The organism is Streptomyces sp. NPDC026394 (assembly GCF_055567735.1).
This window is the reverse complement of record NZ_JBVHPX010000001.1, coordinates 723,102-742,491: the sequence shown is the minus strand read 5'-3', so window position 1 is coordinate 742,491 and position 19,390 is coordinate 723,102. Positions and strand designations below refer to the sequence as shown.

Genomic DNA, 19,390 nt, shown 5'->3' with positions numbered 1-19,390 from the left:
CCAAGGGAGCACCGGGCCGTCCGCGTCGTGCGGCTACCGCATCAGCCCATGTGCGGGTAGCGGTAGTCCGTCGGGGCGACCATCGTCTCCTTGATGGCGCGCGGCGACATCCAGCGGAGCAGGTTGAACTTCGAGCCCGCCTTGTCGTTGGTGCCCGAGGCACGGCTGCCGCCGAAGGGCTGCTGGCCGACGATGGAGCCGGTGGGGCGGTCGTTGAGGTAGAAGTTGCCGGCCGCGAAGCGCAGCTTCTCCGACGCCGCGACGAGGACCTGGCGGTCCTGGGCGAGGACGGCGCCGGTCAGGGCGTACGCCGAGGCGGACTCCATCTGCTCCAGCATCGCGTCGAAGTCGGCGTCCTCGTAGACGTGGACGGCGATGATCGGGCCGAAGTACTCGGTCTTGAAGACCTCGTTCTCCGGGTCCGAGCAGGCGATCACGGTCGGGCGCACGAAGTAGCCGACCGAGTCGTCGTAGCTGCCGCCCGCGACGATCTCGCAGGTCGGGTCCTCCTTGGCACGGTCGATCGCGGCCTTGTTCTTGGCGAAGGAGCGTTCGTCGATGACGGCGCCGATGAAGTTCGACAGGTCGGTGACGTCACCCATGGTGAGCCCCTCGACCTCCGCCACCAGGTCGTCCTTGAAGCCGTTCTCCCAGGTGGAGCGGGCGATGTAGGCGCGGGAGGCGGCGGAGCACTTCTGGCCCTGGTACTCGAACGCGCCACGGGTGACGGCCGTCTTCAGGATCGCCGGGTCCGCGGTCGGGTGGGCGACGATGAAGTCCTTGCCGCCGGTCTCGCCGACCAGGCGCGGGTAGGAGCGGTAGTTCGTGATGTTCTCGCCGACCGCCTTCCACAGGTACTGGAAGGTGGCGGTGGAGCCGGTGAAGTGGACGCCGGCCAGCTCCGGGTGCGGCAGCGCGACCTCGGAGACCTCCTTGCCGTCACCGGTCACCAGGTTAATAACGCCCTTGGGCAGGCCGGCCTCCTCCAGGAGCTGCATGAGCAGGATCGCGGAGTGGGTCTGGGTGGGCGACGGCTTCCAGACGACGACGTTGCCCATCAGGGCGGGCGCGGTCGGCAGGTTGCCGGCGATGGCGGTGAAGTTGAAGGGCGTGATCGCGTAGACGAAGCCCTCCAGCGGGCGGTGGTCCAGGCGGTTCCAGACACCGTTCGGCTGGACGGGCGGCTGCTCCTGGAGCAGCTCGCGCGCGAAGTGGACGTTGAAGCGCCAGAAGTCCACCAGCTCGCAGGGCGCGTCGATCTCGGCCTGCTGGGCGGTCTTGGACTGGCCGAGCATCGTGGAGGCGGCGATGGTCTCGCGCCACGGGCCCGACAGCAGGTCGGCGGCCTTGAGCAGGATCGCGGCACGGTCGTCGAAGGACATCGCGCGCCAGGCCGGGGCGGCGGCCAGGGCGGCGTCGATCGCGTCCTGGGCGTCCTGGCGGGTGGCGTTGGCGTACGTACCGAGGACGGCCTGGTGGTTGTGCGGCTGCACGACGTCGAAGCGCTCGCCGCCGCCCATCCGCTTCTCGCCGTTGATGGTCATCGGCAGGTCGATCGGGTTGCCGGCCAGCTCCTTGAGCTTGGCCTCCAGGCGGGCGCGCTCCGGGGAACCGGGGGCGTAGCCGTGCACCGGCTCGTTGTACGGGGCGGGGACGTGGGTCACGGCGTCCATGTCGGCCGTCTCCTTCGGTCGGGGGTGTGCGGGTGCGTCAAGTTGTGGGGCGCCGGGCCACGGGGGCGGCCCGGCTGCGGTCCGGCCGCGGGGCCGGGCGCCTGGCTCAGCCCTTGGTGACGAGCGAGCGCAGGAAGAACGCGAGGTTGGCGGGGCGCTCGGCGAGGCGCCGCATGAAGTAGCCGTACCAGTCCGTGCCGTACGGGATGTAGACGCGCATCCGGTGACCCTCGGTGACCAGGCGCTCCTGCTCGGCCTCGCGGATGCCGTACAGCATCTGGAACTCGTACTCGGCGGGCTTGCGGCCGAAGCGGCGGCCCAGTTCCTGGCCGATCGCCACCATGCGCGGGTCGTGCGACCCGATCATCGGGTAGCCCTCGCCGGCCATGAGGATCTTCAGGCAGCGTACGTACGCCTTGTCGACCTCCCGCTTGTCCTGGAACGCGACCGTCGCGGGTTCCTTGTAGGCGCCCTTGACCAGGCGCACGCGAGATCCTTCCCCGGCCAGCGCGCGGCAGTCGTCCTCGGTGCGGAACAGGTAGGACTGGAGCACCGCGCCGGTCTGCGGGAAGCGGGCGCGCAGCTCGCCGAGTATCGCCAGGGTGGAGTCGACCGTGGTGTGGTCCTCCATGTCCAGGGTGACCGTCGTACCGGCCTCGGCGGCGGCCTCGACGACCGGCGTGACGTTCTTCAGGGCCAGCTCGTGGCCGCCGGGCAGCGCCTGGCCGAAGGCGGAGAGCTTGACCGACATCTCGGCGCGCCCGCCCAGACCCAGGTCCTTCAGGGCGGCGGTCAACTGGAGGTAGGCGTCGCGGTTGCGCAGCGCCTCGGCCGGGTCGGTGATGTCCTCACCGAGGTGGTCGAGGGTGACCTCCATCCCGCGGTCCGCCAGGGACCGCACGGCGGCCATCGACGCGTCCAGCCGCTCACCGGCCACGAACCGGTCGACGACCGGACGGGTGACCGGGGCCGCCGAGACGACTCGGCGGATGCTGTCGCTGCGGGCTGCTGCGAGAAGCACGGGACCCAGCACGGGGCACCTCCACGATTCAAGATGACAAGCCGGGCGGGCGCCTGGCAGGCGGGCGCGACGGCGAGATGAGCCACCTGAAACTTAAGGATCTCGCCAGTTCGCGGCCATCGACAGCTGTCTGGCCTTCGTGGCCGGGATCTCAGACAGATGTATGACAATGGAGGGGGACCACAACGGCACCGGAGGGCCCACCTTCCCCGGTGACCGCAGGGACAGCGACGGCCGTACGGCTCGGGAGCGCGGACCGGAAAGGAGCCACGCGGCACATGCGGGGCGATTACCAGCAGCTCGTGGACGAGATCTCGGCCGCTCTCGGCGCCCCGGCGACCCTGGAGGACCGCGATTTCGGCCTGATCGCCTTCGGCGCGCACGAGGGCGACGACGATCTGGTCATGGACCCCGTACGGACCCGCTCGATCCTCCAGCGCCGCTCGACGGCGGCGGTACGGGCCTGGTTCGAGGCGTTCGGCATCGCCCGCGCGAAGACCGCGCTGCGCATCCCGCCCGATCCGGCGGCCGGGGTCTTCAAGGGCCGGATCTGCCTGCCCGTACGCCATCGCGGCATCGTGCAGGGATACGTCTGGCTGCTGGACGACGGCCACCTGACCGACCTGGAGCTGGGCGGTGGCGGCGCGCCGCCCGACCCCCGGATCGAGCAGGCGATGGAGTCGGCCTCCGGCATCGGCGCGCTGCTGGCGGCGGAGGCCCGCGCGGGCGCCGAACTGGGCGACCTGCTGCGCGCGCTGCTGGTCTCGCGGCCCACGGAGCGCACCGCCGCGGCGGCCGCGCTGCGCGACGGGCTGCGGTCCGCGGCGGACGCGCCGCTGCTGGTGGTCGCGGTGACGCCGTGGGACGTGCCGGACGCCGATCACGCACCGCTGCCGAATCTGCCGGGGCTGCTGGCCGCCTGCGTACTGCCCGCCGCGAACGGGGCGGCCGAAGAGACGCCGGGCCCGGCATCCCCGAGTGGCGCGTCGGCCCCTCCCGGAGGGCGGCGCTCCGCTCCCGTTCCGCCGTCGCGGGCGACCGCCGACGCCCCGTCGCTGGCGGCTCTCGTACGGCTGCGTTCGCCGTCGGCCCTCGCCGCGGCCCATACGGTGGCCGAGCACCTGCTGCGCTCGCCGCGCGCGGGCGGGGGCCTGGCACCGGCCGGGGCGGACGCCCGTACGCTGCCCGGCGCCGCCGGACTCGGCACGCCCGTACGGGACTTGGCCGGCCTGCCCACCGCCTGGCACGAGGCGCTGGCGGCGGCGCGGGCCGCGCGCGCCGAACCCCGGCTGGGCCCGGTGGCCGAGTGGGACGCCATCGGCGCGTACCGTCTGCTGACGGGGCTGCCGTCGGTCGAACCGGACCCGCCGGTACGGCCGCTGCTTTCCCCCGCGCACAGTGAACTCGCCCGTACCGCCGAGGTGTTCCTCGACTGCGCGGGCCAGGCGGGCCGCGCCGCCCAGGCGCTCGGCATCCACCGGCAGACGCTGTACTACCGGCTCGGCCGCGTCGAGAAGCTGACCGGACTCGACCTGGACGAGGGCGGCGACCGGCTGCTGCTCCACATGGCGCTGAAGACGGCACGGCTGTGAGGCGCCCGGCACCTTCGGGGCCGGACGGCGCGGTTCCCGGGCGTCCGCGAACAGACTTTTGTTGAGCACTGGACAGACGGCGGGTCCGGACGGACGATGAAACTCTGCGGCCGGTACCCGTCGCGAGCACGACGGGCACGACGTGCACGACGCACCCACGAGAGATGCGGCCGCCGCCGGGAGAAGAACCGGAACCGGCGGCGACCGGCTGCCGGGCGACGGGGCTCCTCTTCCCCCTCACCTGGCACTGTCCGCCCTCCCTGGCGGGCCGGGGCGCGCGGGAGGACCCCTGGCTGAAGACGGCCGGGAAGGGCGGGGCCGGAGACGCGTGTTCGCTGCGTGGCGCGGATCTCCGGCCGGTCTCGGGTGCGGACTGCGCGGCGACCTCTGGGTCTGGGAGATCCGGGTCCGGCGGCAGCTTGCTGCCTGGTCCCGTACGGCGAGCGTAGAGCGCGGCGGCGCGACCGGACAAGTGCTGGACGGTCAAATACCGAAGGCTCTCGGCCGGTTGACCGGTGCGGGCGGCCGACGGCCGGGCCCTCGGGCGGCCCCGGTACGGTCGAGGGGCGGACAGCCAGGGCGCGGCGAGCAGGTCGGCGGGCGGCCCGGGTACGTCAGGAGGCGGCCGTTCCGCCGCCCGTGGGCACCTCTCCCGGTCCGTGCGCCGTCGCGGGGAGCACCGTTCCGGAGAGCACCCGCCGCATCGCTTCCACGAGGTCGCCGCCCGAGGGCAGCGCCGCCGGGGAGACCAGGGACTGCACCATCAGACCGGTGAGCAGCGCCTGGTAGAAGGAGCCGACGACGCGCGCCGACTCCGCGTCCACCTCGGTGTCCGGTACGTTCTCGAAGACCGCGACCAGCCCTTCGCCGCCCTCCGGAAGGACCGTGGCCAGGGCCGCGCGCAGTTCGGGGTCGCGGGGCAGCAGGCCGAGCACCTCGACCTGGGAGGCCACGAAGTCGCGCTGTTCCAGGAAGCTCCGCAGGATGCGGTCCCAGCCGGCCGCGAAGCGCTCCACGGGATCACCGGTCGGCTCCGGGCCGGCCTCCTCCGTACCGGCGAGCCCGGCGCCCCACGCCTCGACGGATTCCACCAGCGCCTGGCGCATCAGGACGTCCTTGGAGCCGTAGTGGTAGCCGATGGACGCCAGGTTGGTGCCGGAGGCGGCCACGATGTCGCGGGCGGTGGTGCGCGCGTACCCCTTTTCCAGGAGGCAGCGCTTGGCCCCTTCCAGCAGGTCTTCACGGTGTCCCATGCGGTCAGCCTATGCCCGGCGGGCAGCGGTACCGGACGGGGTGCACCGGACCGGCGTACGAGCTGAGCCCGGCCCGCCGATCGCGGTACAGGGCCGGGCCCGCCGACCGCGGTACGGAGCCCGGCCCGCCGCGCTGTGCGTGCGGCGGGCCGGGCCCGTGGAGCGGCGGACTGCCGGAAGCGGCGGCGCCCAGGGTGCCGGCTGTCTACCGGCCCCGCTCGGTGTCCGGACCGCCGCGGCCCCGCTCGGGCCCCTGGCCACGGCCGCGCCGGTCGCGCCGGCCGGTGCCCTTGCCGTCGTCGAACTCCACCTCTTCCCGGTGGACCTCGGTGTTGACCTCCTGCTGCTCGGTGACCCGCTCGGTCTCCAGCCGGATCCGCTCGACCGGCACGTTCTCCTTGCGGACGACGACCTGCTCCTCGTAGAGCGTGACGTCCAGCTCACCGTCGCCCAGCTCGGGCTGCCGGCCCCGCGCCTTGCGGCGGTCCTCTTCGCTGATCTTCTCGCGCCGGATGCGCGCCTCGTCGTGGCTGACGGGTACGGAGCGGTGCACCTCGCCGGTCGTCACATGCTTGCGCAGCCGGGCGTGGCCACTCTCGTGCGCCTCGGTGCCGATCTCGACGTGTTCCTCGGAGATGAGCATCTCCGGGTTCTGCTCCTTGGACCGCGCGGCGTCGTCCCGGCCGCGGGACATGGCCATCGCCCCGGCCCCGGCGCCCGCGCCGGCCAGCGGCGCGGACTCGGTCCGCTCCCGGCGGCGCTCCTCGGGCCTGCGCATTCCGGCCGCGCCGGCGGCACCGGCGGTGCCCATCCCGGCTCCGCCGGTCGTGGTCCGCCCAGGGACCGTGCCGGTCGGTGCGGTGCCCGGCCGGGACATCCCGTAGTGCCGGTACAGCCGTTCCTCCTCGGCCGGTTCCAGATGCCCGTCCGCGTCGATCCGCGGGGCGTCCTTGATCTGCTCCTTGGTGTACGGGACCTGCAGTTCGTCACCCACCCGCCGGCCTCCGGCGAGCGGTACGAAGGTCTCCTTCATGCCGAACAGGCCGGTGCGCACGGTGATCCACTCGGGCGCGTCGGTGGCGTCGTCCCGGTAGATCTGCTGGACCGAGCCCACCTTGGTGCCCTCCGCGTCGACCACGTTCATACCGGTCAGATCCTGAGGGTTCTCACCCAGGGGTGCGTTCATGGCGTCGCTCTCCTTCCGCACGCGCCGGCAGGGGGCACGTGCAGTTCCCATTGCGCGCCGCCCCGCAGCGCGCAGCGAGTCGGAAAACCCCCGGAACACCGGCTCGACGGCGAGTTTGCGGGGCGTCCGGCTTCGGTCCGCACTAGGCCGAACGGGTGATGGGGCGCGTTCACCCGCCGGCGCGGGTGCCGCACGACAGCGGGCCCGTGCTCCCGCCGCAGCGGGGGCCCGGGCCCGGAGTCGAACGGGTACGGCCGTACGGCCTCGGCTCAGTCCGCGAGGTTGACCGCGCGCGCCGAGGTGGCGCCGATCTCGTCGGCGATCTCGGCGAGCACCGGCGCCGGGATCGTGTCGTCGACGGTCAGCGCGACCAGCGCCTCGCCGCCCGCGTCGGCCCGCGAGACCTGCATGCCGGCGATGTTGATGCCCGCCTCGCCGAGGATCCGGCCGAGCGTGCCGACGACGCCGGGGCGGTCGCCGTAGCGCAGGAAGGCCATGTGGTCGGCGAGCGCGAGGTCGATGGAGTGCTCACCGACCGCGACGATCTTCTGCTGGTTCTTGTTGCCCGCCAGGGTGCCGGAGATGGAGATCTCGTCGCCGCCGGACAGGGTGCCGCGCACCGTGACCACGTTGCGGTGCTCGGCCGACTCGCTGCTGGTGGTCAGCCGCACCTCGACGCCACGCTCCTGGGCGAACAGCGGGGCGTTGACGTACGAGACGGTCTCGGCCACCACGTCCTCGAACACGCCCTTGAGCGCGGACAGTTCCAGTACCTTGACGTCGTGCTGGGTGATCTCGCCGTACACCTCGACGTCCAGGCGGACCGCCACCTCACCCGCCAGCGCGGTGAAGATCCGGCCCAGCCGCTCGGCCAGCGGCAGCCCCGGCTTGACGTCCTCGGCGATCACGCCGCCCTGGACGTTGACCGCGTCCGGCACCAGCTCGCCCGCCAGCGCCAGGCGCACCGACTTGGCGACCGCGATGCCCGCCTTCTCCTGCGCCTCGCCCGTCGAGGCGCCGAGGTGCGGGGTGGCGACAACCTGGTCGAACTCGAACAGCGGGGAGTCGGTACAGGGCTCGCTGGCGTAGACGTCCAGGCCCGCGCCGGCCACCCGGCCCTCCTTGAGGGCGCTGGCCAGCGCGGTCTCGTCCACGATGCCGCCGCGCGCGGCGTTGACGACGCGCACCGTCGGCTTGACCTTGTGCAGCGCCTCGTCACCGATCAGGCCGAGGGTCTCGGGGGTCTTGGGGAGGTGGACGGTGATGAAGTCCGCGACCTCCAGCAGCTCGTCGAGGGTGACCAGCTTGACGCCCATCTGCGCGGCACGGGCCGGCTGCACGTACGGGTCGTACGCGACGATCTTCATGCCGAAGGCCGACATCCGCTGCGCGACCAGCACGCCGATCCGGCCGAGGCCGACCACGCCGAGGACCTTCTCGGACAGCTCGACACCGGTGTACTTGCTGCGCTTCCACTCGCCGTTCTTCAGCGCGGTGTTCGCCTGCGGGATGTTGCGGGCGGTGGCGAGCAGCAGGCCGCAGGCCAGCTCGGCGGCGGTGACGATGTTGGAGGTCGGCGCGTTGACGACCATCACGCCGGCCTTGGTGGCGGCGGCGACGTCGACGTTGTCCAGGCCGACACCGGCCCGGGCGACGACCTTGAGCTTGCGGGCCGCGGCGATGGCCTCGGCGTCGACCTTGGTCGCGCTGCGCACGAGGATCGCGTCGACATCGGCGATGGCGGGCAGCAGCTCGGCGCGGTCGGCGCCGTTGCAGTGCCGGATCTCGAAGTCCGGACCGAGGGCGTCGACGGTGGCGGGCGACAGTTCCTCGGCGATCAGTACGACAGGTTTCGAGCTCACGTGGTCTTCAGTCCTCACTAGTCCTGGGAGCCCCACCCGTGCCCCTGATGGCTACGGGGGAGAACGGCCGTCCCGACGGCCGAAGGCGGTGAAGGGGGCAGCCGCGTGGAAGACGCACGACGCTGTGAGCCTGACGCGCTTGTGGTGTGCAGTGTAGTGCTGGCCCCCGGCCGTTCATCCGCCGTTTCGGAAGGATCACCCGGTAGTGGTGCGACGCGGTGGACAACACGGTGGCGGGGGCCGGGCACCGGTCATGGCGAACGGGGCCGCGGCGGCTGCCACGGCCCCGTGCCGTACGGCTCACTGCTCGTCGTCGACCCAGCTCATCAGCTTGCGGAGCTTCTTGCCGGTGGTCTCCAGCAGGTGGTCCTCGTCGGCCTTCTTGTACTCGTTGTACTTGGGCAGGCCGGCGTTGTACTCCGCCATCCAGTTGTTGGCGAAGGTGCCGTCCTGGATCTCGGCGAGCACCTTCTTCATCTCGGCCTTGGTGGCGTCGTTGACGATCCGCGGACCGGTGATGTAGTCGCCCCACTCGGCGGTCTCGGAGACCGACCAGCGCATCTTCTCCAGGCCGCCCTCGTACATGAGGTCCACGATCAGCTTCAGCTCGTGCAGGCACTCGAAGTAGGCGATCTCCGGCTGGTAGCCGGCCTCGACCAGGGTCTCGAAACCCGCCTTGACCAGCGCCGAGGCACCGCCGCAGAGCACCGCCTGCTCACCGAAGAGGTCGGTCTCGGTCTCCTCGGTGAAGGTGGTCTTGATGACGCCGGCGCGGGTGCCGCCGATGGCCTTGGCGTACGACAGGGCCAGCGCGAAGGCGTTGCCGGAGGCGTCCTGCTCGACGGCCGCGATGCACGGCACGCCGCGGCCCTCCTCGTACTGGCGGCGCACCAGGTGGCCCGGGCCCTTGGGGGCGACCATGCACACGTCGACGTTCTCCGGCGGCTTGATGAAGCCGTAGCGGATGTTCAGGCCGTGGCCGAAGAACAGCGCGTCGCCGTCCTTCAGGTTGTCCTTGACGGACTCCTCGTAGACCTTCGCCTGGATCGGGTCCGGCACCAGGATCATGATGACGTCGGCCTCCGCCGCCGCCTCGGCCGGGCTGACCACGCGCAGCCCCTGCTCCTCGGCCTTGGACTTCGACTTCGAGCCCTCGTGCAGACCCACCCGGACGTCGACGCCCGAGTCGCGCAGGGAGAGGGCGTGGGCGTGGCCCTGGCTGCCGTAGCCGAGAACCGCGACCTTGCGGCCCTGGATGATGGACAGGTCGGCGTTGTCGTCGTAGAACAGCTCGGCCACTTCGGGTATCTCCTTGGATCTAGCTGGTTGCCCGACACACTACGTCGGGCTCGTGAGGAAAGGTTCGGGGGTCTCGCGATACGGTCCGGGCGGGCCCGGGCGCGACGGTCCGGGCGGGCCCGGGCACGTCAGGCGGAGCGCTCCAGGGCCCGCAGCGAGCGGTCCGTGATGGAGCGGGCGCCGCGCCCTATGGCGATGGTGCCGGACTGCACCAACTCCTTGATGCCGAACGGCTCCAGCATCTTGAGCATCGCTTCGAGCTTGTCGCTGCTGCCGGTCGCCTCGATGGTCACCGCGTCCGGGGAGACGTCGACGGTCTTGGCGCGGAAGAGCTGGACGATCTCCACGATCTGCGAGCGGGTCTCGTTGTCGGCGCGCACCTTGGCCAGCACCAGTTCGCGCTGGACCGCGGAGCCGGGCTCCAGCTCGACGATCTTCAGCACGTTGACGAGCTTGTTGAGCTGCTTGGTGACCTGCTCCAGCGGGAGCGACTCGACGCTCACGACGATGGTGATGCGGGAGATGTCGGGGTGCTCGGTGACGCCCACGGCGAGCGAGTCGATGTTGAATCCGCGGCGGGAGAACAGGGCGGCGATCCGGGCCAGGATGCCGGGGGTGTTCTCCACCAGGACGGAGAGCGTGTGCTTGGACATGGTCGGTCTTCTCTCTTCTATCCGCGTGTCTCGCGTCCCGGCGTCTCAGTCGTCTTCGTTGTCGCCGAAGTCGGGGCGCACCCCGCGGGCGGCCATGACCTCGTCGTTGGAGGTGCCGGCCGCGACCATCGGCCAGACCTGGGCGTCCTCGTGGACGATGAAGTCCACCACCACCGGGCGGTCGTTGATCGCGTTCGCCTTGGCGATCACCGCGTCCAGCTCGGCGGGGTCCTCGCAGCGCATCGCGACGCAGCCCATCGCCTCAGCCAGCTTCACGAAGTCCGGGACACGGGTGCCGCCGCCGGCCACCTCCGCCGTGGCGAGGCAGTCCTCGGGACCGCTGTGCAGGACGGTGTTGGAGTAGCGCTGGTTGTAGAAGAGGGCCTGCCACTGGCGGACCATGCCCAGGGCGCCGTTGTTGATGATGGCGACCTTGATCGGGATGTTGTTCAGCGCGCAGGTGACCAGTTCCTGGTTGGTCATCTGGAAGCAGCCGTCGCCGTCGATCGCCCAGACCGTACGGTCCGGCCGCCCGGCCTTGGCGCCCATGGCGGCCGGGACGGCGTACCCCATCGTCCCGGCGCCGCCGGAGTTCAGCCACGTGGACGGCGTGTCGTAGTCGATGAAGTGGGCGGCCCACATCTGGTGCTGGCCGACGCCCGCCGCGTAGATCGTGCCCTCCGGGGCCAGCTCGCCCAGGCGCTGGACGACCTGCTGCGGGGCCAGGCTGCCGTTGTCGGGGTGGCCGTAGCCCAGCGGGTACGTCTCGCGCCAGCGATTGAGGTCCTTCCACCAGGCGGTGTAGTCGCCGGCGCGGCCCGCCGCGTGCTCCGCCTGGAGGGCCACGATCAGGTCGGCGATGACCTCGCGGGCGTCGCCGACGATCGGCACGTCGGCCGCGCGGTTCTTGCCGATCTCCGCCGGGTCGATGTCGGCGTGCACGACCTTGGCGAACGGGGCGAAGGAGTCCAGCTTGCCGGTGACCCGGTCGTCGAAGCGGGCACCGAGCGCGACGATCAGGTCGGACTTCTGCAGGGCGGTGACGGCGGCGACCGCGCCGTGCATCCCGGGCATGCCGACGTGCTGCGGGTGGGTGTCGGGGAAGGAGCCGAGGGCCATCAGGGTGGTGGTGACGGGCGCGCCGGTCAGTTCGGCCAGCACCTTCAGTTCGGCAGTGGCGCCGGACTTCAGCACGCCGCCGCCGACGTACAGGACCGGGCGGCGGGCCTCGGTGATCAGCCGGGCGGCCTCGCGGATCTGCTTGGCGTGCGGCTTGGTGACCGGGCGGTAGCCGGGCAGGTCGGTGTGCGGCGGCCAGGAGAAGGTGGTCTGTGCCTGGAGGGCGTCCTTGGCGATGTCCACCAGGACCGGTCCCGGCCGCCCGGTGGAGGCGATGTGGAACGCCTCGGCGATGGTGCGGGGGATCTCGGCCGCGTCGGTGACCAGGAAGTTGTGCTTGGTGATCGGCATCGTGATGCCGCAGATGTCCGCCTCCTGGAAGGCGTCGGTGCCGATCGCCTTGGAGGCGACCTGGCCGGTGATCGCGACCATCGGCACGGAGTCCATGTGGGCGTCGGCGATGGGGGTGACGAGGTTGGTGGCACCGGGTCCCGAGGTGGCCATGCAGACGCCGACCTTGCCGGTGGCCTGCGCGTAACCGGTGGCGGCGTGGCCCGCGCCCTGCTCGTGGCGGACCAGGACGTGGCGGACCTTCGAGGAGTCCATCATCGGGTCGTACGCGGGGAGGATGGCGCCCCCCGGAATGCCGAACACGGTGTCGGCCCCGACCTCTTCGAGCGAACGGATGAGGGACTGCGCGCCCGTGACGTGCTCGACGGCGGTCGCGGCTGCTCCGCCGGAGTGACGGGCCCGCGGCTGCGGATGGTGGGCCCCGGTGGCCTGCTCGGTCATCTGCGTCTCTTCTCGAAGCTGAGGGTTTTGGTGGGGTATGGGGGTGGTTATGCAACAAAAAACCCCTCGTGCCGTGAGGCAAGCGAGGGGAGCGCGCCGGTGCGGAGCGCTGGGTGGTGTGGGTGACCCAGCTTCAGCCGACGCGCTGTCCAAGTACGAGAATTCGGGTGCGCATGGAACTGACCCTCCCCCTGCTGCCAGGGGAGTGTCAAGTGGGTGGGACGGAGGTCTCACTATTTGGGCGCAGCGGGGGGCTGGCCAGCGCTGTCTCCGCCCCGTCCCTGCCCTCACCCGGCCCGAATCGCCTGGGCAGTTCGCCCAGCACCCGTCCGGGTGACACCGGTTCGCGCCCCTTCTTGACGTGGCGCACCGGCAGGCCCGTACCGCTGAACACCACCGCCCGGCCCTCGCTGCCCGGGCCCGGCACCGGATAGCTGCCCTGGGACAGCGCGTGGCGCAGCCGGTGCTCGTCCAGCGGCCCGGAGAAGGCCATGCCCTGGCCGTGCGTACAGCCCATGGAGCGCAGCGCGACGATCTGCTCGGGCAGGTCGACGCCGTCGGCCACGGACTGCATGCCGAGGTCGGAGGCGATCCGCAGCAGCCCCGAGGTGATCTTGTGCAGCCGGGCGGAGTCCACCACCCCGTCGACCAGGTCACGGTCCAGCCGCAGCACGTCGACGGGCAGCCGCCGCAGCGCTCCGATGGCGGCCGCGCCGCTGCCGAAGCCGTCCAGGGCGATCCGTACCCCCAGGCGGCGCAGGGCGACCAGACGGCGCTCCAGCTCCTCCAGCGGTATCCGCGGATCGGTGTCGGCCAGCTCCAGGACCAGCGAGCCGGACGGCAGGCCGTGCCGGGACAGCAGGGCCTCGATGCTCTTGGGCGGCAGCGCCCGGTCGAGCAACCGGTGCGCGGAGATCCGGACGGCCACCGGGACCGGATGGCCCGCCCGGTGCCGGCCGGCGGCCTGCTGCACCGCCTCCTCCAGCTGCCAGCGGCCCAGCTCGGCGGTGCGGTCGCCGTCCTCCTTGAGCCGGCCGCGGTCGCCGACCCGCAGGAACTCGGCGGGGGTGAAGAGTATGCCCTGGGCGGAGCGCCAGCGGGCCAGGGCGGCGACCGCCGTGATCCGGCCGCCGGCCAGCTCCACCACGGGCTGGTGCAGCAGCGCGAACTCGCCGTCGTGCAGGGCGGTGCGCAGCTTGGTGGCCAGCTCGGCGCGGTGCACCACGTCGGCCTGCATCTGTGGCGCGTACAGCTTGACGCAGCCCTTGCCGGCCTGTTTGGCGCGGTACATCGCCAGGTCGGCGTTGCGCATCAAGGGGCCGGGGGTGATGCCCGGCTCGGCGAAGGCGACACCGATGCTGGCGGCGACCCGTACGTCCCTGCCGTCGATCTTGTACGGGTCGGAGAGCCGGATGCGCAGCCGGTCGGCGACCTCCAGGATGCGGTGCTCGCGCGCCGCGTGGTCGCGGGAGCCGTCGCCCATGATCAGCGCGGCGAACTCGTCGCCGCCGAGCCGGGCGGCGGTGTCCCCGGCCCGTACGGATTCGGCCAGTCTGCGGGCGGCCTGGATCAGCAGCTCGTCCCCCGCCTGGTGCCCGATGGTGTCGTTCACCTGCTTGAAGCCGTCCAGGTCGATGTAGAGCACGGCGGTGCCCGGATCGGTGGCGCGACGGCCGGTCAGCGCCTGGCTGACCCGTTCGGTGAACAGCGCCCGGTTGGGCAGGTCGGTGAGCGCGTCGTGCGAGGCGTTGTGCTGCAACTGGGCCTGGAGGCGGACGCGTTCGGTGACGTCACGGGAGTTGAAGATGAGGCCGCCGTGGTGGCGGTTGACCGTGGACTCGACGTTGAGCCACTTCTCGCCGCCCGCACGGTGTTCGCCCGCGCGGAAGCGGCACTCGATCCGGGTGGTCGGCTCGTCCTCGGGCCGGGCGGCGAGGAATCTGCGCACCTCGTGCACCACGCGCCCCAGGTCCTCGGGATGGATGAGGGAGGCCAGCTCGGAGCCGACCAGTTCCTCCGCGTCCCGGCCGTAGACCCCCGCGGCGGCGGGGCTGACATAGCGCAGTATCCCGGTCGGTGCGGCGATCATGATGACGTCGCTGGAGCCCTGCACCAGCGACCGGAAGTGGTTCTCCTTCTGGGCCAGTTCCTGCGTGAGGGTGATGTTGTCGAGCAGCATGATGCCCTGGCGGACGACCAGGGCGAGGACGACCGTGCAGCCGGTGAAGAGCACCACGCGGTCGATGCGGCGGCCGTCCAGGACGTTGTACAGGATGCCCAGCGTGCAGACGGCGGCGGCCAGGTACGGGGTGAGCGCGGCCAGCGAACCCGCGATGGGCCGGGTGGCCGCCGCGGCGGCCGCGGAGGTGCCCGTGGCCGGCGGGGTGCGGGGTGCGGCGCGCCCGGGAGCGGCGGCCGCGGTGTCGCCGCCGGGCAGCCGCCGGGCCACCCAGGGCGCGTACGTGAGCAGCATCGAGCCGGCGAACCAGCCGGCGTCCAGGATCTGACCGGAGCGGTAGTGCTCGCGCAGCAGCGGCGAGCTGAACAGCGCGTCGCACAGCACCGTCAGGGCCAGTGCCGCGATGGCGGTGTTGATGGCCGAGCGGTGCGCCGAGGAGCGCTTGAAGTGCAGGGCGAGCACCATGCTCACCAGCACGATGTCCAGCAGCGGGTAGGCCAGCGCGAGCGCGCCCTGCGGCACGCTCTGGCCCTGGAAGTGCGCGGTGTGCGCGAGCGCCAGGCTCCAGGAGAGCGTCAGCAGCGAACCGCCGATCAGCCAGGCGTCCAGCCCCAGGCACACCCAGCCGGCCTTGGAGACGGGCCTCTTGGCGAGCACGAGCAGGCCGACGATGGCCGGTGGCGCGAAGAGCAGGAAGCAGAAGTCGGCGAGCGACGGGCTCGGCACCGGCTCGCGCAGCACGACCTCGTACCAGCCCCAGACGCCGTTGCCGATCCCCGCCATCGTGGAGGAGGCGGCGAACAGCAGCCAGGCGGGTCGAAACCGGCCGTGGTGCCTGCGGGCGTACAGGAAGCAGGAGACGGCCGCCGCGAAGGCGGCCACGCTGAGGCCGAAGTCGCCCATGAAGAGCGCGAGTTCGGGAGAGCCCCAGCCCAGTGCGGCACCCACGGCGTAACCGCCGCAGACGACCGCGAGCACGACCTGCGGGACCACGCCCGGTGCGCCGCCGGCCTGCACCGGCGGCCGGGTGAGGACCGCGCCCGTGGCGCTCACCGCCCTCTCCTCCCGCCCGCCGCGCGACATCGTCGCGACCGGTGCGCGCACGGCGCCCGGCGCGCCCATGGGCCCGGAGGTGTCCCCCCGGGGGATTGCGGAGTGCCTGTCCCGTGCATCGTCCATCGGCCGTACATCGCCCGTCGCCCCCCTCGGTTCCGGTCTTTCGCGCTGCGCCGTATCACTGCCCGGCGCGGTCCCCGCTCGGACGATACACCAGTTTCGTCACTCAGGGACATAGCTTCTCTACGCAGCGTGACTGTCCATGGGATGCGGATACCCAGTGCAGTCGTACGGCCCCGTAGAGCTACCCGCAAGGGGTCCGGGAAGGTTTCACCCGGCCGTAGCCACGACGTTGCACAGAGGATCACCGGAGGCGAAACGTGTCAGCTGGTCCCTGATGAGGCGCTTGGCGCGGGGCAGGAAGGCAGAGCTGGGGCCTCCGACATGGGGAGTGACGAGCACGCCGGGAGCGTGCCACAGCGGGTGCCCGGCGGGCAGCGGTTCCGGATCGGTGACGTCCAGGGCCGCCCGCAACCGCCCCGATTCGAGTTCGGCGAGAAGTGCCTTCGTGTTGACGACGGCGCCGCGCGCCACGTTCACCAGCAGCGCGCCGTCCTTCATGCGGGCCAGGAAGTCGCTCCCGACCAGACCGCGGGTGGCGTCGGTGAGCGGCGTGGCGATGATCACGACGTCCGCCCCGGGCAGCTCGGCGGGCAGTTCGGCGAGCGGAAGCACGGGCCCGCGCACGGTCTCACGTGCGGTGCGCGCAATGCGCGCCACCCGCGCACACTCGAAGGGCATGAGCCGGTCCTCGATCGCACTGCCGATCGATCCGTACCCCACGATGAGCACCGTCTTGTCGGCGAGGGCGGGCCGGAATCCGTTGAGCCACCGGCCCTCGTCCTGGCCCCGGACGAATTCCGGTATGCCGCGCAGCGAGGCGAGCGTCAGGGTGAGCGCGAGCTCGGCCGTACTGGCGTCGTGCAGCCCGCGGGCGTTGCACAGATGGGTCCCGGGCGGCAGCCGGGGCAGGGCGGGCAGCATGTGCTCGATGCCGGCGGTCAGGGTCTGCACGGCGCGCAGCCCGGTCATCTCCGTCAGCGGGCGTATGCACACCTGCGGATCCTTCATGTACGGGACCACGTAGAAGGCGCAGCGGGCGGGGTCCGCGGGGAACTCCGGTCCGGCGTCCCAATGGACGTAGTCGAAGCCGTCCGGCAGTCCGCCGACGTCGTCGGCGGGGATCGGGAGCCATACGTCGTTCGCGGCGGTGCGCGGGTCTGCTGATGCCATGGCCAGAGGCTATGCGATGCCCTTCGGGCTCAGACGTTAGTTTGGTCAGGCCCTTGATCGGGGGCGAGGGGATGGAGGCACGACCACGTGGAGCGCAGGACAATCGGGGCTACAGCGCTCGAAGTGGGTGCAATCGGACTCGGCTGTATGCCGATGAGCTGGGGATACACCGAGTCGCAGCGCAACGGCGAGAGCTCGCTGCGCACCGTGCACACCGCGCTCGACCAGGGCTGCACCCTGCTCGACACCGCCGACATGTACGGGCCGTTCACCAATGAACTGCTGGTCGGGCGGGCCCTGAAGGAGCGCCGCGCGGAAGCCTTCGTGTCGACCAAGGTCGGGCTGCTGGTGGGCGAGCAGCACATCGTCGCCAACGGGCGGCCCGGCTACGTGAGACGGGCGTGCGACGCCTCGCTGCGCCGCCTGCAGACCGACTGCATCGACCTGTACCAACTGCACCGCACCGATCCCGAGGTACCGATCGAGGAGACCTGGGGCGCGATGGCGGGACTGGTGGCCGCCGGGAAGGTGCGGTCGCTGGGGCTGTGCGCGGTGGGCGCGCGCGCCGGCCGCCGCCGGGGCACGCGGCTGTACGACGGGACGCTGCGGCAACTGGAACGCATCCAGCAGGTGTTCCCGGTCAGCAGCGTGCAGGCCGAGCTGTCGGTGTGGTCGAAGGAGGCACTGGAGACGCTGCTGCCGTGGTGCGTCACGCGCGGCGTCGGGTTCCTCGCGGCCATGCCGCTGGGCAACGGTTTCCTCACCGGCACGCTGACCCCGGGGCAGGGCTTCGAACCGGAGGACATACGGGCCCGGCACCCGCGCTTCACGGCCGAGATGATGGCCGCCAACCAGCCGGTGGTGGCCGGGCTGCGCCGGGTGGGCGCGCGGCACGGGGCCACGCCGGGGCAGGTGGCGCTGGCATGGGTACTGGCGCAGGGGCCGCACGTCGTGCCCGTACCGGGGACGAAGAAGGAACGCTGGGCCGCCGAGAACGCGGCGGCGGCCGGGCTGACACTGGACCGCCGGGACCTCACGGAGATCGCCGCGCTGCCGCCGGCTCGGGGGTCGTGGGACTGACCGCCACGCGCGCCGGGCGGGGCGCGCGTGACGGTCCGGGCCGGGCGGCGCCGGAGTGGGGGCCTGACTTGAGGGGTGCGGTGTGGTGTCGTAAGGCGGGTTCCGTCGACGAGAGGACTTCGCCGTGCAACGACGCTCCGTGACCTCCGTGTTGGCCGCTGCCTCGCTGCTGCTGGCGGCGGGGTGTTCCTCCGGGGGCGCCCCCGGTCCGGCCGGCTCGCTCGCCGCTTCGTCCGCCGCCCCGTCCGGCGCCGCGTCCCCGGGCGGCACCCCGGCCTCCCCGTCCGCCCCGGCGCCGCCCGCCAAGGGCTCGGTGAAGGTCGTCAGCACCCTGACCACCGGTCTCACCTCGCCCTGGGGAGTGGCCGCGCTGCCCGGAGGTGACCTGCTGGTGTCCTCGCGCGACACCGGGAAGATCTTCCGGGTGGCGGCGGACGGCGGCCGGAAGACCGAGCTGGGCACGGTGCCGGGAGTCGCGCCGGGCGGCGAGGGCGGGCTGCTGGGGATCGCGGTGGCGCCGTCGTTCGGCCGGTCCCCTCAGGTGTACGCGTACTTCACCACCGAGTCCGACAACCGCATCGCCCGGCTGAACTACGACGCGAAGAAGCAGCCCGGCAGTCAACTGGGCGCCCCCGACACGGTCCTGAAGGGCATTCCCAAGGGGCAGATCCACAACGGCGGCCGGATCGCGTTCGGCCCGGACAAGATGCTGTACGCGGGCACCGGCGAGACCGGCGACACCGGCCTCGCCCAGGACCGGACGTCGCTGGGCGGCAAGATCCTGCGCATGACACCGGACGGCGAGCCGGTGCACGGCAACCCGGACGCCGACTCGGTGGTGTACACGTACGGACACCGCAATGTGCAGGGCCTGGCCTGGGACGGCGAGGGGCGGCTGTGGGCCGCCGAGTTCGGGCAGAACACCTGGGACGAACTGAACCTGATCGAGCCGGGCAGGAACTACGGCTGGCCCGAGGTCGAGGGCAAGGGCCGGGGTGACGCCCGGTTCGTGGACCCGGTGGCCCAGTGGAAGACGGCGGACGCCTCGCCGAGCGGCATCGCGATCGCCGGGGGCTCGGTCTGGATGGCGGGGCTGCGCGGCGAACGGCTGTGGCGGATCCCGCTCGCCGGGCGGCAGGCGTCGGCGCCGCCGCAGGCGTTCCTCCAGGGCGAGTACGGGCGGCTGCGTACGGTCGTGACGGCCCAGGACGGCGGGGTGTGGCTGGTCACCGGCAACACCGACGGGCGCGGGGAGCCGAAGCAGGGTGACGACCGGATCCTGCGGCTGGACGTGCGCTGACGGGAGGAACGGGGACGGGCCCGCACAGGTAC

Annotated in this window: 13 protein-coding genes; 3 read left to right on the top strand and 10 right to left on the bottom strand. The window is 72.0% G+C overall.

Going from position 1 to position 19,390, the window contains the following annotated elements:
* Window positions 1-41: 41 nt before the first annotated feature.
* Window positions 42-1,673 carry an L-glutamate gamma-semialdehyde dehydrogenase gene (gene pruA / locus ACZ4QV_RS03130; protein WP_361145878.1) on the bottom strand — a complete coding sequence of 544 codons (1,632 nt, stop codon included), beginning with the start codon at window positions 1,671-1,673 and terminating at the stop codon, window positions 42-44.
* Between the two features lie 106 nt (window positions 1,674-1,779).
* A complete protein-coding gene (locus tag ACZ4QV_RS03125) occupies window positions 1,780-2,706 on the bottom strand; it encodes a proline dehydrogenase family protein (RefSeq protein WP_361145881.1) in 927 nt (308 codons plus the stop codon).
* A gap of 266 nt (window positions 2,707-2,972) precedes the next feature.
* Between ACZ4QV_RS03125 and ACZ4QV_RS03120 the strand changes: the two genes are divergently transcribed.
* Complete coding sequence (locus ACZ4QV_RS03120; protein WP_361634572.1) at window positions 2,973-4,286, top strand: PucR family transcriptional regulator; 1,314 nt, start codon at window positions 2,973-2,975, stop codon at window positions 4,284-4,286.
* Window positions 4,287-4,900: 614 nt separating this feature from the next.
* Here ACZ4QV_RS03120 and ACZ4QV_RS03115 read toward each other — a convergent pair.
* The 8 genes from ACZ4QV_RS03115 to ACZ4QV_RS03080 form a co-directional block, all read right to left on the bottom strand.
* Window positions 4,901-5,539 (bottom strand): TetR/AcrR family transcriptional regulator, encoded by a 639-nt coding sequence (locus ACZ4QV_RS03115; protein WP_467762516.1) that lies wholly within the window; start codon window positions 5,537-5,539, stop codon window positions 4,901-4,903.
* Window positions 5,540-5,744: 205 nt separating this feature from the next.
* Window positions 5,745-6,725: a PRC and DUF2382 domain-containing protein gene (locus ACZ4QV_RS03110; RefSeq protein ID WP_361145890.1), complete on the bottom strand. Its 981-nt coding sequence runs from the start codon at window positions 6,723-6,725 to the stop codon at window positions 5,745-5,747.
* A 269-nt stretch (window positions 6,726-6,994) separates the two neighbouring features.
* Window positions 6,995-8,587 (bottom strand): phosphoglycerate dehydrogenase, encoded by a 1,593-nt coding sequence (gene serA, locus ACZ4QV_RS03105; protein WP_361145893.1) that lies wholly within the window; start codon window positions 8,585-8,587, stop codon window positions 6,995-6,997.
* A 300-nt stretch (window positions 8,588-8,887) separates the two neighbouring features.
* Window positions 8,888-9,886, bottom strand: a complete 999-nt coding sequence (ilvC, locus tag ACZ4QV_RS03100; protein ID WP_125044817.1) for a ketol-acid reductoisomerase — start codon at window positions 9,884-9,886, stop codon at window positions 8,888-8,890.
* A gap of 128 nt (window positions 9,887-10,014) precedes the next feature.
* On the bottom strand, window positions 10,015-10,539 hold the full coding sequence (gene ilvN, locus ACZ4QV_RS03095; RefSeq protein WP_361145897.1) for an acetolactate synthase small subunit: 525 nt from the start codon (window positions 10,537-10,539) through the stop codon (window positions 10,015-10,017).
* 45 nt (window positions 10,540-10,584) lie between these two features.
* Window positions 10,585-12,450: an acetolactate synthase large subunit gene (locus ACZ4QV_RS03090; RefSeq protein ID WP_361583951.1), complete on the bottom strand. Its 1,866-nt coding sequence runs from the start codon at window positions 12,448-12,450 to the stop codon at window positions 10,585-10,587.
* Window positions 12,451-12,658: 208 nt separating this feature from the next.
* Window positions 12,659-15,682 (bottom strand): putative bifunctional diguanylate cyclase/phosphodiesterase, encoded by a 3,024-nt coding sequence (locus ACZ4QV_RS03085; RefSeq protein WP_361634578.1) that lies wholly within the window; start codon window positions 15,680-15,682, stop codon window positions 12,659-12,661.
* A 333-nt stretch (window positions 15,683-16,015) separates the two neighbouring features.
* Complete coding sequence (locus tag ACZ4QV_RS03080; RefSeq protein ID WP_467762515.1) at window positions 16,016-16,978, bottom strand: 2-hydroxyacid dehydrogenase; 963 nt, start codon at window positions 16,976-16,978, stop codon at window positions 16,016-16,018.
* An 87-nt stretch (window positions 16,979-17,065) separates the two neighbouring features.
* Here ACZ4QV_RS03080 and ACZ4QV_RS03075 point away from each other — a divergent pair, with 87 nt between their 5' ends.
* Together ACZ4QV_RS03075 and ACZ4QV_RS03070 are read left to right on the top strand one after the other, a co-directional pair.
* Window positions 17,066-18,058 carry an aldo/keto reductase gene (locus ACZ4QV_RS03075; RefSeq protein ID WP_361583957.1) on the top strand — a complete coding sequence of 331 codons (993 nt, stop codon included), beginning with the start codon at window positions 17,066-17,068 and terminating at the stop codon, window positions 18,056-18,058.
* A gap of 124 nt (window positions 18,059-18,182) precedes the next feature.
* Window positions 18,183-19,358, top strand: coding sequence for a PQQ-dependent sugar dehydrogenase (locus tag ACZ4QV_RS03070; RefSeq protein WP_361145909.1), 1,176 nt, complete (start codon window positions 18,183-18,185; stop codon window positions 19,356-19,358).
* Window positions 19,359-19,390 lie beyond the last annotated feature (32 nt).